The 13,975-nt window shown below is 57.5% G+C and carries 12 protein-coding genes and 1 pseudogene; 7 read left to right on the top strand and 6 right to left on the bottom strand.

The genetic code is table 11. The annotated features are described in order from the left end of the window. Window position 1 precedes the first annotated feature (1 nt). The 4 genes from AC2FJ5_RS01805 to AC2FJ5_RS01820 all read right to left on the bottom strand — a co-directional run bounded on the left by AC2FJ5_RS01805 (window position 2) and on the right by AC2FJ5_RS01820 (window position 5,161). The gene (locus AC2FJ5_RS01805) at window positions 2-1,657 is read right to left on the bottom strand and encodes an alpha-amylase family glycosyl hydrolase (protein WP_496750748.1); all 1,656 of its coding nucleotides are present in this window, start codon (window positions 1,655-1,657) and stop codon (window positions 2-4) included. Between the two features lie 9 nt (window positions 1,658-1,666). Then, entirely contained in the window at window positions 1,667-2,815 is a 1,149-nt protein-coding gene (locus AC2FJ5_RS01810; protein ID WP_496705187.1) for a carbohydrate ABC transporter permease, read from the bottom strand. A 3-nt stretch (window positions 2,816-2,818) separates the two neighbouring features. After that, window positions 2,819-3,826 carry a carbohydrate ABC transporter permease gene (locus AC2FJ5_RS01815; protein WP_496792214.1) on the bottom strand — a complete coding sequence of 336 codons (1,008 nt, stop codon included), beginning with the start codon at window positions 3,824-3,826 and terminating at the stop codon, window positions 2,819-2,821. Window positions 3,827-3,892: 66 nt separating this feature from the next. After that, entirely contained in the window at window positions 3,893-5,161 is a 1,269-nt protein-coding gene (locus AC2FJ5_RS01820; protein WP_496792216.1) for an ABC transporter substrate-binding protein, read from the bottom strand. Between the two features lie 223 nt (window positions 5,162-5,384). Here AC2FJ5_RS01820 and AC2FJ5_RS01825 point away from each other — a divergent pair, with 223 nt between their 5' ends. The 7 genes and pseudogenes from AC2FJ5_RS01825 (at window position 5,385) to AC2FJ5_RS01855 (ending at window position 11,268) form a co-directional block, all read left to right on the top strand. Beyond that, on the top strand, window positions 5,385-6,416 hold the full coding sequence (locus AC2FJ5_RS01825; protein ID WP_496701951.1) for a LacI family DNA-binding transcriptional regulator: 1,032 nt from the start codon (window positions 5,385-5,387) through the stop codon (window positions 6,414-6,416). A gap of 2 nt (window positions 6,417-6,418) precedes the next feature. Next, window positions 6,419-7,723: pseudogene (locus tag AC2FJ5_RS01830) on the top strand (GH1 family beta-glucosidase); the annotation flags it as partial. Between the two features lie 39 nt (window positions 7,724-7,762). Continuing rightward, the gene (locus AC2FJ5_RS01835; RefSeq protein WP_496792333.1) at window positions 7,763-8,743 is read left to right on the top strand and encodes a glucokinase; all 981 of its coding nucleotides are present in this window, start codon (window positions 7,763-7,765) and stop codon (window positions 8,741-8,743) included. A gap of 36 nt (window positions 8,744-8,779) precedes the next feature. After that, window positions 8,780-9,706, top strand: a complete 927-nt coding sequence (locus tag AC2FJ5_RS01840; RefSeq protein ID WP_496792218.1) for a carbohydrate kinase family protein — start codon at window positions 8,780-8,782, stop codon at window positions 9,704-9,706. Between the two features lie 16 nt (window positions 9,707-9,722). Continuing rightward, window positions 9,723-10,388, top strand: a complete 666-nt coding sequence (locus AC2FJ5_RS01845) for a D-lyxose/D-mannose family sugar isomerase (protein WP_496792220.1) — start codon at window positions 9,723-9,725, stop codon at window positions 10,386-10,388. Window positions 10,389-10,515: 127 nt separating this feature from the next. Continuing rightward, the gene (locus AC2FJ5_RS01850; protein WP_496701956.1) at window positions 10,516-10,785 is read left to right on the top strand and encodes a hypothetical protein; all 270 of its coding nucleotides are present in this window, start codon (window positions 10,516-10,518) and stop codon (window positions 10,783-10,785) included. Window positions 10,786-10,794: 9 nt separating this feature from the next. Further along, complete coding sequence (locus tag AC2FJ5_RS01855) at window positions 10,795-11,268, top strand: hypothetical protein (RefSeq protein WP_271948724.1); 474 nt, start codon at window positions 10,795-10,797, stop codon at window positions 11,266-11,268. Window positions 11,269-11,271: 3 nt separating this feature from the next. On the opposite strand, the gene AC2FJ5_RS01860 is transcribed toward AC2FJ5_RS01855, so the two are convergent. Both AC2FJ5_RS01860 and AC2FJ5_RS01865 read right to left on the bottom strand, forming a co-directional pair. Then, a complete protein-coding gene (locus AC2FJ5_RS01860; protein WP_496792222.1) occupies window positions 11,272-12,444 on the bottom strand; it encodes an acetate/propionate family kinase in 1,173 nt (390 codons plus the stop codon). After that, on the bottom strand, window positions 12,437-13,831 hold the full coding sequence (locus AC2FJ5_RS01865; protein ID WP_496792225.1) for a bifunctional enoyl-CoA hydratase/phosphate acetyltransferase: 1,395 nt from the start codon (window positions 13,829-13,831) through the stop codon (window positions 12,437-12,439). Before AC2FJ5_RS01865 ends, AC2FJ5_RS01860 begins: the two co-directional genes overlap by 8 nt. Between the last annotated feature and the right edge of the window lie 144 nt (window positions 13,832-13,975).

Raw genomic sequence — 13,975 nt, forward strand, 5'->3', positions numbered from 1 at the left:
TTTATTCCTTCTCCCTCAACAGCAGGCAGAATTGTGCAGCACCCAGAGACACTGTCCCCGTTCCTGCGACGCCGCCCAACTCTTCCCCGATCACGCGCCAGTTCCCGTCTGGCAAAATTACTTCGGAACGTTCGGTACCGAGGTTAAATGCGCAGAACACCTCTTCTGCATGATCTTCACGCGTGAAGGTCAAAACGGTCCCGATCTGCGTCATGTTCTTTTGCGCCCCCAACATCAAAGCCGGATGGGCATGGCGGAATGCAATCGCACGACGATAGTGGTGAAGCATAGACTTGGGCTCAGCCTCTGATCGGTCCACGGCACGCTCGGCCTGAGGGTCACTGACAGGCAACCAAGGCTTGCCGGTGCTAAAGCCCGATTGTTCATCCTGCGCAGCCCAAACCATCGGCGTCCGGCATCCGTCGCGGCCCTTGAACTCGGGCCAGAATTCGACGCCATACGGGTCTTGCAGATCGTCAAAGGCCACGTCCGCCTCGGGCAGGCCCAACTCTTCGCCTTGATACAAGCAGGCCGAGCCGCGCATGCACATCATCAAAACTGCATGCTGTCTGGCGGCTGCATCGTCCAGACGCCAGCGCGACGCGTGACGTTCCACGTCATGGTTCGAAAATGCCCAGCAAGGCCAGGCATCACCTGCTTTGTCCTCGAGCTGATCAAATACCTGCTGTGCATAGCTGGCAGTCAAAGCGCGCTTTTCAAGGAACTCGAACGCATAGCACATATGCATGCGCTTATTACCGCTGGTGTATTCGCCCATTATCTCAAGCCCACGCTGTGCGTCGCCCACCTCGCCCAGACAGGCGCGACCTTCATATTGATCGGTCAGGGCCCGCAGGCGTTCCAGAAAGGCAATGTTCTCGGGCTGGCTTTTGGAGAACAGGTGGTCTTGATGGTTATACGGGTTCACCATCGGCGCGATTGAGGCATTGCGCTGCTCCACGGGCAGGGCAGGATTATCTCGCAACTTTTTGTCGTGGAAATAGAAGTTGATTGTATCCAGACGAAACCCATCGACACCCAGATCAAGCCAGAAACTGGCGACATCCAGCAAGGCGTCCTGCACATCCGCGCAGTGAAAATTCAGATCCGGCTGTGAGGTCAGGAAATTATGCAGGTAATACTGCAACCGCCGAGCGTCCCACTGCCAAGCCGAGCCCCCGAAAATCGACAACCAGTTGTTCGGCGGCGTACCGTCCGGTTTTGGATCGGCCCAGACATACCAATCGGATTTGGCGTTTTCACGGCTGGCGCGGCTTTCGCTGAACCAGGGGTGCTGATCTGACGTGTGCGACAGAACCAGATCGATCATCACCTTCAACCCCTGGGCATGGGCGTGATCCAGCAGGTCCCGAAAATCCTCCATCGTGCCGAACATCGGATCAACATCGCGATAGTCGCTGACGTCATATCCGAAATCCTTCATCGGAGATTTGAAGAAGGGCGAAATCCAGATCGCATCAACGCCCAGAGAGGCAATGTACCCCAATCGCTGGGTGATGCCTTTCAGGTCTCCGATCCCGTCACCATTGCTGTCCTGAAAGCTGCGCGGATAGATCTGATAGATGACGCCACCACGCCACCAGTCAGCGGCCACCTTGGTTGCATTGGAAAGTTCTGTTGTGTTCTGCACGTTCATCAGACGCCTCTATTTGACGGACCCGGCCAGCAGGCCTCGGACCAGGTATTTTTGCATTGCGAAGAAGACAGCCAACGGCACAGCGATCGAGACGAAGGCCGCCGTGGCAAGGATTTCCCAGTTTCCACCCCGCGTTCCAAGCAGCTCGACAATCCGGTTTGTCATCACTGTGGTCTGGCCGGACGCATCGATCAGGAACACTTTGGCAACCAGCAGATCATTCCAAGTCCAGAGAAATTGGAAGATGGCAAAAGACGCCAATGCCGGAAAGCTGAGTGGCAGGATCAGTTTGGTAAAGATCTGGAACTCGGTCGCGCCATCAACGCGTGCGTTTTCGATCAGATCGCGCGGCAGCCCAGCCATGTAGTTGCGCAACAGGTAGATGGCCAATGGCATCCCGAACCCGGTATGGGCCATCCAGACTCCCAGATAACCTTTGCCTATCCCGATACTCAGGTGAAATTTCAGCAAGGGGATCAGTGCCAGTTGCAGCGGCACCACCAACAGGCCAACAACCGCAGCGATCAACAGCGCCCGACCGGGGAAATCCATCCAAGCCAAGGCATAGGCGGCAAAGGCGGCCACTAGGATCGGAATGATCGTCGCTGGTATCGTGACGGTCAGCGTGTTGAAAAACGCCCGTCCCATACTGTCCGTGCTGTCTTCTGCCAACAGAACCTTGTGGTAATTGGCCAGGGTGAACTCGGGAGGCAGTTCCGCCGTCACAAAGACGCGCACGCCGCGACTGCCGGTGAACTCTTCGGTGTTTTCCATCCGGTACTTGCCGTCGGCATCCACCGTAATAGTACCGCCCTTACGCAGTTCCGCGGTATCGCCCGGTACAAAATCATCGATCGCACGAGAACTGATGCCCCATTTCGAGATCGCCGCCTGCGCGCCGGTTTCAAACAGGTTGCCTTCGATCATGTAAACGCCATTCTCCAGCACCTGAGTTTCAGGTGCTGCAGCGCGCAGGGTCAGGTTCTGCTCGGATGGGAACAACGACCGCCACCAGCCGCTTGTGGCAATCTGGTCAGCCGTGCGGAAGGATGAGATCAACAGCCCCAGCGTCGGCACCACCCAGAGCACGACCAGAAAAAGAACCGAGGCATGGACAGACCAGCGAAGGGCGGGTTTGGTTCCTGCTATATCGCTCATGGCCTACTCCATCTCTTTGCGCGCATTGCGCACATTCCAGACAAGGATCGGTGCCACCAGCAGCATGATCACCATGGCCGAGGCCGAGCCCACGCCCCAGTCATTGGCGCGAAACAGCTTGTCATACATGTAATTGGCCAGAACCTGCGTTTCCCACTGGCCGTTGGTCATGGCAAACACGATGTCAAAGACCTTGAGCACGGTGATGGTGATCGTGGTCCAGACCACCAGGATGGTGGTTTTGATTTGCGGCACTTTGATACGGAAGAAAATCTGGAACGGATTGGCCCCATCCAGAATGGCAGCTTCGATGGTTTCCTCGGGAATACCGCGCAGGGCGGCCGACAGGATAACCATGGCAAAACCGGTCTGAATCCAAACCAGCACCACCATTAGAAAAAAGCTGTTCCAGAAAAGGATGGTCAACCATGTCTGCGGCTCTACTCCTCCGAAAAAGATGTAGAGCGCGTTCAGCATCCCGATCTGGTCCTGCTCAACCGGACGGGTGTCATAGACTAGCTTCCAGATCACCGAGGCCCCCACGAACGAGATGGCCATCGGCATGAAAATCAGAGACTTGGCGATGTTGCCCCAGCGGATGCGGTCGGTCAGCTGAGCCACCAATAGGCCAAACGCTGTCGACATTGCAGGCACCACGATCAGCCATAACATGTTGTTGCGCATGGCTTCCCAGAATTTGGGCTCTTGCGCCATCTGGACATAGTTATCCAAGCCCGCCCACTCGTACCCGCCGCCAGGAATGCGCTGCGTCAACGACAGGCGCAGCGTTTCCACCACCGGGTAAGCCAGATACAGGCTTAATGCAGCCAATGCGGGAAACAGGAACAGCCATGGGCGGATCATGCTCGCTCGGTTGATGTTGCGGCCTGCATTGGGACCGCGCGCCGGGAACAGAATTTTGTCCAGAAACTGATTAGACAGGTAGAAATAGCCCACACAGGCTGACACGCCGATTGCGATGGTCAGCAGGCCCTGAAATGCCGGATGCATGACGCTTCTCCCTTGTGACGGTTAGCTTGGGCAACCCGATGGTGCGGGTTGCCCAACCCCGGACGCTTAGTCCAGCGCATCCCAGGATGACTGAATTTCATCCGCCACTTCTTGGGCAGAGGCACCGCCTGCATAATCAACCATTCCGGTCCAGAATGTTCCGGCGCCTACGCCGCCCGGCATCAGGTCAGAACCGTCAAACCGGAACGTCGTTGCACCAAGAAGAATGTCGTTCATCTTTTTCAGCGTCGGATCCGAGAAGACCGAAGTATCTACCCCCTTATGCGGGGTCAGAAATCCGGTCAGCGCCATCCAGGTCTCATGCGCTTCAGGTGTTTGCAGATACTCGATCAGCGCATGTGCACCGGGACTGTCATTGGTGATTGCCCATAAAGTGCCCGCACCCAGAACCGGGCTGCCGAGGTCTTTGCTTTCATAGGCCGGGAAATAGAAGAAATCCGCATCTTCACCTACAACGGTGCCTTCCGGGAAAAACGCCGGAATGAATGAGGCCTGACGGTGCATGTAACATTGCGGAGGAGAGCTGAACATGCCTTTCGGGCTGTCACGGAAATCGGTCGTTGCAACCGCACCGGCGCCACCAGCGACATAGTCTTCGTTGCGGGCAAAGGCCCCAAACTCCTCGATCGCGGCGACAACCTTTGGATCGTTGAACTTCAACTCATTGGCAACCCAGGCGTCGCAATCTTCGGGCGATTGGGTACGCAGCATCATGTCCTCGACCCAGTCGGTCGCGGGCCAACCTGTCGCTCCGCCGGAACCCAGCCCGATGCACCAGGGCGTGCCGCCATCTGCCACGATCTGATCGGAAAGCGCCTTCAGCTCTTCCATCGTGGTCGGCACCTCATATCCCGCATCCTCAAAATTCTCGGGCACAAACCACACAAGGGATTTCACATCGACCTTATAGAAGAACCCATAGAGATGATCCTGACCGTCCGGCCCCGGATAGGTGCCCAGATCGACCCAGGATTGCCCGGCGGCATAGTTGTCGCGAATCCAGTCCCCTGACCCTTCTCCCAGTGGCGTCAGAAATCCGGATTTGGCCATATCCGCCGCCAACCCAGGCTGCGGGAAAACGGCGATATTCGGGGCCGATCCGGCCTCAGCATCAATACGGATTTGCGATTCAAAACTGTCCGAACCGACATAAGCGTATTCATGCCCGGTCGCCGCCGTGAACCCATCCAGTACCTTTTCGACATTCTCTTGGTCCGGCCCCAGCCACGGACCGAATACGGTAACCTTGTCGGCCTGTGCGACGCCCCCGACCAGGGTAAATGCGGCAACGCCAGCATAAAGCGAGTGTTTCATGAATTTCTCCTCCCAACGATATCTCGCGCCTTAGGTTTCAAATTTCCAAAGCGCTTTGGCTGGAGTGAGTTTATGCGCTAACAGCCTCCACCTGTCAACGATTGCTTTGCGAAGGCCCATAAATATAAATATCAAACGAGATGTTCGTAAAATCTGTTGACCACCGGAGAAAATGCCCGCAAAAACAGGAATACGCAGTAATTTGTAGGCGCTTTGAACAAATATGAACCTAAAGCAGCTCTCTGAAATCCTTGGTTTGTCCCAAACAACCGTCAGCCGTGCGCTGAACGGATACCCTGAGGTCAGCGAAGCCACGCGCACAAGGGTTCAGACCGCCGCAACAAAACACGGGTACCGCCCGAACAGCCGGGCCAAGGGTCTGGCGACAGGTCGATCACACGTGATCGGGCACGTGATTCCCAGCTCATCCCAGCATGAAATGGTGAACCCAATCTTTGGCGATTTTGTCGCCGGGGCTGCTCGTAGATATGCCGAACACGGCTATGACATGATGTTCACCAGCGCCGACGACACATCTATTGAACGCGCTTATCGCGACCTGTTTCAGCGTGGTGCCGTGGACGGTGTCGTTCTGCAGGGCCCCAAGGTGAACGAGCAGCGGATTGAAGTCCTCAATCGCATGGGCGCGCCCTTCATTGTGCACGGACGATCCACTGGAATTGACGCGCCCTATGACTGGGTTGATGTGAACAACAAAAGCTCGTTCATGCGCGCCACCCAGTTTCTGATTGACCTGGGGCATCGACGGATCGCCCTTATCAACGGACTTGAAGATATGGATTTCGCCCAACGCCGCCGGGCCGGTTACCTGCAGGCCCTGAATCAAGCCGGTCTGTCACCGGACCCTGAATTGATGCGCAGCGCCGAGATGACAGAGGTATATGGCCACCACGAAGCGCGCGATATGGCTCAACTTAAGAACCCTCCGACCGCCATCCTGGTTTCGTCGATGATTTCGGCCATCGGAGTTCGGCGGGCATTGAACGAAGCAGGGCTGCAGATGGGCCGCGATGTTTCGGTGATCGCCCATGATGACGACCTGTCCTATCTGAAAAACGGGCAGGATGTACCGATCTTCACCGCCACGCGATCCTCGGTTCGGTTGGCCGGTGAAATAGCTGCCGAAATGCTGATCGAACGAATAAATGCGCCCGAAGACCCGGCCAAAACTAGATTGCTGGAGGCTGAGCTGGTAGTTGGCGGCTCGACCGGCCCCGCCCCCAACAGGTTCTGAATATGATATACAACCGCACTGATTTCCCCAAAGATTTCCTCTTTGGCGTCGCAACTTCGGCCTATCAGATCGAAGGCCACGCACAGGGAGGGGCCGGGCAAACCCATTGGGATACCTTTGCCAGGACCCCCGGCAATGTTGTGCGAAATGAAAACGGGGATCTGGCCTGTGACCACCTGAACCGGTTCCCGCAGGATCTGGATCTGGTGCGCGATGGCGGCTTTGATTGCTACCGGTTTTCAACCAGCTGGGCGCGGGTGCTGCCCGAAGGCCGCGGTCAGGTGAATGAGGCCGGGCTGGATTACTATGATCGGCTGGCCGATGCGCTGCTGGAACGCGGTATCCGCCCCTGCGCAACGCTTTACCATTGGGAACTACCTTCGTCTCTGGCCGATCTGGGCGGCTGGCGCAATCGCGATATCGCCGGGTGGTTCGCCGATTTCACCGAGGTCATCATGGGCCGCATCGGCGATCGGATGTACAGCGTCGCCCCCATAAATGAGCCGTGGTGCGTCAGCTGGCTCAGCCATTTCGAAGGCCATCACGCCCCGGGTCTGCGCGACATCCGTGCAACCGCCCGCGCGATGCACCACGTCCTTCTGGCCCATGGCAGCGCCATCGACGCGATGCGGGGCCTTGGCATGTCCAACCTGGGCGCGGTTTTCAACCTGGAATGGGCCGAACCCGCAGATGACAGCCCCGAAGCGCGCCGCGCGGCTGATCTGTATGACGGCATCTACAACCGGTTCTTTCTGGGCGGCGTTTTCAACAAGGCCTATCCAGACAACGTTCTGGAGGGGTTAGAGCCCTACCTGCCCGCTGGCTGGCAGGATGATTTCGACATCATCGGTACGCCGGTCGATTGGTGTGGTCTGAACTACTATACCCGCAAGTTGATTGCGCCTTCGGAGACCACCTGGCCCAGTCTGCAGGAAATCGCCGGCCCGCTGCCCAAAACTCAGATGGGGTGGGAGATCGAACCCTCCGCCCTGACCCGGTTTCTGACCCGCACCAAGCAGGATTACACCGGGGACCTGCCGATTCTGGTGACGGAAAATGGCATGGCCAGCCCCGAACGGCAGCAGGATAGCGACCGGATCGACTATCTGAACCAACATCTATCGGCGGTACAGGACGCCTTGGCACAGGGCGTGCCGATCAAGGGCTACTTCATCTGGTCCCTGCTGGACAACTACGAATGGGCGCTGGGATATGAGAAGCGGTTTGGCCTTGTGGACGTGGACTTTCAGACGATGGAGCGCACGCCCAAGGCGTCCTATACCGCAGTACAAAACGCCCTGACGGGAAGCACATTGTCCTTACCGCTGGCGCAACCGGCTGGAGCCATGCACGACCATTGGAACCTCGTGGCCGATATCGGCGGCACCAATACACGGCTTGGCGTTATCACCAATGGTGAGCTGACAGATCTGAGCAAATACCCCACCGGCAAGCTGCCCGAATTGCTTGAGGCCTTTCATAGCCTGCGCGACGAGATCGGAACCGACCCAAGGGCCGTGGTCGCCGCCGGGGCAGGACCTGTCCGCAACGGTACAATCAGGCTGACCAACGCCCAGCTTGATCTGTCAGAGGATGATATCGCCCGGGCAACGGGCGCCCGACATACCTTTGTGATCAACGACTTCACTGCCGCTGCGTGGTCTGTTGCCGAAATTTCCCATGACAATGTTGAAGTTCTGCAGGGGGCCAAGCATCCGCCGACCGGCACGCGTCTGGTCGTCGGGCCTGGAACCGGGCTAGGTGTCGGATCGCTGCTATATTCGAATGGCCGCTATCACACGGTGTCCGGCGAAGGCGGCCATATCGGCCTCTCGCCCCGAAATCAGGACGAGGTCGAAATATTCAACGCCGCTCGGCAGGTGGCCCCCGAGTGTTTCTTTGACGACACTCTGACACTTGAGGCGGAAATGTTCCTCAGCGGCACGGGTTTGCCAATCCTCTATCAGGCCATCGAACTGGCAGGGGGTCGGGCAAAGGCCGAGCCCCGAACCGCGCGCGATATCCTTCAGGATGCACGCGACGGAACCGATGCCCATGCCGTCAAGGCCGCGCATATGTTCACCACACATCTAGGCGCGGTCATGGGCGATCTGGCGGTCGTCATGATGCCTTCCGGTGGCGTGTTCCTTGTGGGCGGCGTGGCCGAAAAGAACCGCTGGCTGTTCAAGGACGCCTTCCGAGACGCCTTTAATGCCGGAGGCCGGTTCAGCGAGTTGCGCCGATCCATGAACCTGTATGTCTCGGAACAGGATGAATTTGGCATTGTTGGCGCTAACAATTTCTGTAAAAATGCGCTAAGGCGGTAGTCTGACCGCACGTTTCAGAAACAGAAAGGTCCCGGCATGATCCTATGCTGTGGTGAAGCCCTGATCGATATGATCGAGACGCCCACGATCTCGGGCGAACTGGGGTTTGTGCCCCATTCTGGCGGTGCGATTTTCAACACGGCTATTGCCCTGGGTCGATTGGATACGCCGGTGGGTCTGCTGACCGGGCTTTCCTCTGACATGTTCGGGCAACAGCTTATGACCGCCCTCAAGGCCAGCCATGTTGACTCCGACCGGGTAATCCACTCGGACCGCCCGACAACATTGGCATTTGTACAGCTCAAGGATGGGCAGGCAGCCTACAGTTTCGTCGATGAAAACTCGGCCGGACGGATGTTGACGCCAGAGGATATGCCAACCCATCTGCCCTCGGTCTCGGCGCTGTATCTGGGCGGGATCAGTCTGGCATGCGAGCCTTGCGCAGATGCCTATGCGGCGGTGCTTGACCGCTTTGGATCAGAGCGCGCCGTCATGTTGGACCCAAACATTCGCCCGGATTTCATCCGGGATCAGACCCGGTATCGCACCCGGCTGAACCGCATGATTGCGCAAGCGGATATCGTCAAGGTCTCGGACGAAGATCTGAACTGGATCATTCCGGGCCCAGAAAGCCTTACTGAGAAAGTTCCGCTGTTGCTGCAGGCAGGACCTTCGGTGGTGATCGTCACCCGGGGCAGCGAAGGCGCGATCGGGTATCTTGCGGACGGGTCCGACGTTTCTGTTCCCGTAAAAAAGGTCGAGGTCGTCGACACCGTTGGCGCCGGTGACACTTTCAACGCAGGCGTCTTGTCCGCCCTAGATCAATCAGGCCACTTAACAAAACCCGAATTGCGCACATTGCCAGCAAACGCCTTGCGCGCAGCCCTTTCGAAAGGGGCGGAAGTCGCCGCTGTAACTGTCGCTCGCGCCGGGGCAAACCCGCCCTGGGCCCATGAACTCTGACCCAACGAAGAAGCCGATGAAACGTTCCGAAATCAACGAAATCAAATCCGAGGCCGAGGCCTTTATCCGTTCCTTTGGCGCGGTGCTGCCGCCCTTTGCGGATTGGTCGCCCGAGAAAATGCGCAGCGAACAGGCGGCCGGTATCCGTGAACGCGGGCTTGGGTGGGACATAACCGACTATGGCCAGGGTCGGTTTGACGAACTTGGCCTGTTCCTGTTCACCCTGCGCAATGGCGATGTCAGCGATCTGAACAAGGGGCAAGGCATGCTCTATGCCGAGAAACTGCTGGTGTCGCGGGACAAGCAGCTTTCGCCGATGCACCGGCACATCGTTAAAGCCGAGGATATCATCAACCGGGGCGGTGGCTATCTGGTGATGGAAATCTACGCCTCAGACCCTCAGGGCGGCATTGACCGCGATACCCCTGTGACCGTGCCTAGCGACAACTGCCCTGTGACGCTTCAACCTGGCGAACTGCTGCGGCTAAAGCCCGGTCAAAGCGTGACCTTGATGCCGGGTATCTGGCACGCGTTCTGGGCGGAAAAAGGCGATTGTTTGATTGGCGAAGTGTCTACCGTCAATGACGACCGAACCGACAACGTCTTCGAACAGCCGATCCCTCGCTTTGCGACAATCGAGGAAGACGCCATCCCGGATTTCCTGCTGGTTGCGGATTATTGACATTGGCGCATAGGCGCGCTGGCACCGGCTTTGAACCCGATAAGCCCCTTTTACTAAATCGGAAAATCAGTCTACCATGGGCGATACTGGCACGCTGATAGTGGTCCGCCGGGAAGGAGCCTGAGCAATGGTGACAAAAGCCGAGCTTGAAGCAGAGATCGCAGAGTTGCGGCGGCAACTTGCCGAGCAGCCAACTGCAAAAAACGCTTCGCCAGATAAAGGGGCTGACGCCCCGCTGCACGAAACCATCGCCGACCGGCTTACAGATAACCTCGAATCCTGGTCCACACAGCTTGACGATATACTTGAGGAATTCGAAGATCTGCCGCACAGAAAATCAATTCTGTTTGCCGCTGGTATTTTTGCCCTAGGCTACATGCTTGGCCGGTCACGCTAGGAGACGCCCATGAGCCGCATATCCCGCAATGTCTCAGTCATTTTGCGCGCTGAACGCTTGATCGCACGCGCACAGCTTGCGATCACCGTGAAACGGGCCGGGTTTTACCTAGCCGCCGGAGTGGCGGTGGGCCTGGCGATCATCATGCTGAATCTCGCCGGATTTTTCTGGCTTTCCGCGACCCTGTCGAAACCCGTTGCTGCGATACTTGTTGCGGGGACCAATCTGGTACTTGCTTTGGTTCTGGTTCTGCTCGCCAATTCGATAAACCAACACGGCGATGCCTCGGCCGCAGTCGAACTTCGGGATATGGCGCTGCAAGACATTGAATCCGAAATCAGGGATTCCCTGGCCGAGGTCCAAAACACCGTAGCCGGAATTCGCCGCGACCCGGTTGGCGTACTGGCGCCCGAAGCCATCACGGCCTTGCTGAGCATGCTGCTGAAATACGCCCGGCGCCGGAAAGAAACGCCAAACGAATAAGACCTATTCCAGAAAATTTACCGCAGCCCGCGCGATCACCATCTCCTCATTTGTGGGGATCGTCAGAATCCGGACACGGCTGAAATCCGTGGACAGGACTGTTCCACCATCGGCATTTCTGGCGTGGTCCATTTCGATCCCGATCCATCGCATTCCATCACACACCATCTGCCGGATCTGGGCCGCGTTCTCACCAACGCCACCGGTGAAGACAAGCGCATCAATCCCCTCAAGTGCGGCGGACAGGGCGCCAAGCTCTCGCCGGATACGGAAGACGTAATAGTCGATTGCCTTTCGGGCTTCGGGCGTATCAGCGGCCAACAACGTGCGCATATCCGATGATATCCCCGACAGGCCCAGCAGGCCGGATTTTCTGTACAACATTTCGGCAATCTCTTCTGCGGTCATTCCGTCCTGCTGCAGCATATACAGCACGACACCTGGATCCAGCTGACCGCAGCGCGTGCCCATCGGCAACCCGTCAAGCGCCGAGAACCCCATGGTCGAAGCCACAGCGCGCCCACCTGAAACCGCGCACATGGATGCCCCGTTTCCAAGATGGGCGATAACCACACGGCCATCATACAGACCCGGTGCCGTTTCTTTCAGCTTGTTCGAAACGTAGTCATAGCTCAGCCCATGGAACCCATAGCGGCGAACGCCTTTGTCATAGTAGCTTTTCGGCAAGGCAAAGGTGTCGTTTACCCACGGATGGGTGCGATGAAACGCCGTGTCAAAACAGGCAACCTGAGTTGTTCCGGGGAAGGCAGCGCTGGCTGCACGAATACCCGAAAGACTGTAGGGCTGATGCAAAGGGGCAAAAGGAATAAACCCTTCTAAAGTGTTGATGACGGTGTCATCCACGCGCACAGGCTCGGAATAGACCGTGCCCCCATGCACTACGCGATGACCTATCGCGCACACATGAATGTCAGGAAGATATTCCCGCGCCATTTCAAGAAATGCGTGGATTGCTTCATCATGGCTTTTGGTGCTCGACAGGGGACGATCTACTGATCTGCCGCCTGCCGACTGGGCCAATAGGCGTGGTGCATCACCTAAACGTTCTATTTGTCCGCGCCACCGCATGCTGGGACGGTTGTCATCAACCAGTTCGTACAGCGCGAATTTCAGTGATGAGGACCCGGCGTTCAGTGCCAGAACATGGTCAGCCATGGAGTTTGCCTTTACTTGCATATGCATGAAGCGCCGCCACCGCGCAGGACGCCAGACGCGAGTCGTCATCATCCGAACGCGAGGTCAGGATAATCGGAGCAGCAGCCCCGACCACGATCCCTGCGGCCTCGGCATGAGAGATGAAGGTCAGCTGTTTCGCCACCATATTGCCTGCTTCTATGTTTGGGGCGACAAGAATGTCCGCAGCACCAGCCACCTCGGACGTAATCCCTTTGGTACGTGCCGCATTCAGATCGACCGCGTTGTCCATAGCTAGGGGGCCGTCAACCAACCCTCCTGTGATCTGACCCCGTTCGGCCATCTTCGACAGCAAGGCGGCATCAACTGACGACGCCATGCGCGGGTTGATCGTCTCAATGGCTGAAAGCACGCCTACCTTTGGGGTCTCAATCCCGATGGAATGTGCCAGATTGATGGCGTTCTGAACAATATCAGCCTTGGTTTCGAGGTCAGGGGCAATATTCACGGCCGCGTCAGTGACCATGATCGGACGCGACATCCCCGGAACATCCATAACGAATATATGTGACAGCCTTCGCCCGGTTCTCAACCCGTTTTCGCTGCGCAGAACCGCGCGCAACAAGTCATCGGTGTGCAAATGCCCCTTCATCAGTGTTTGCGCCCTGCCCTCAACCACCAGGTCAACCGCGCGATGGGCGGCGGCTTGGTGGCCATAGGCCTCGATAATTTCAAATCCGGACAGATCGGCACCCAGTGCCTCGGCTGCGGCAGCGATCTTGCCGGGATCACCCACAAGGATCGGCGTGATAATGCTGTTGCTATACCCCAGCAAAGCACCCCCCAATGAGTTTGGCTCTTCAGGTGCAACAACAGCAGTTGGCATCGGGTCAAGGGGTCTGGCTTTCGCCAGCAGCGCTTCGAAATGTCGGTGGCGTTGTACGATAAGTCCCGGCACCTCGATCGAATCGAATTCCATATGCTTTGCGGGCGGCGTGACTCGGACATCTCCGCTCAGGACCAGGGTGCTGTCGCCAACACGCCGAACCTCGGCGGTGCAAATAACATCACCATCGTCGGATTTTTCTGTGACCCGAACAACTGCGGTCAACTCATCTCCGGCCAGAACGATCGCGTGAAACCGCAGATTGGCCGCTCGAGTCTGGGTTCCCGCGCCCGGCAAAATATTCCCCAAGACGGCCGCCACCAGACCGGCGGGCCAAAGCGCAGGGGCCACCGCCTCGGGGTGGCCGTCGCCGTCACCGTCATAGGCCGCCAGATGCAGAGGATTGTGATCCCCCGATGCCGAGGCGAAGGCGTAAAGATCGTCAACCGTGCACAATCGTGTCAGCTGGGCTTCGTCTCCGACCTCGAGCTGTGAAAAGGTTCGGTTTTCCTGGATCTTCATTTGGTCAGGCCTTTTTTCAGACGGTGCATCGGCATGCCTCGGAATTGGCGGCGGGTCGGAGCGGGGCATTCTCGGTCACTATTCGACCTGCGCCAAATCCTCCAGATCGGATGACGGATCCATACCTTCGCCAATAACACGTTA

The sequence above is a fragment of the Ruegeria sp. CDSA221 genome (genome assembly GCF_059611825.1).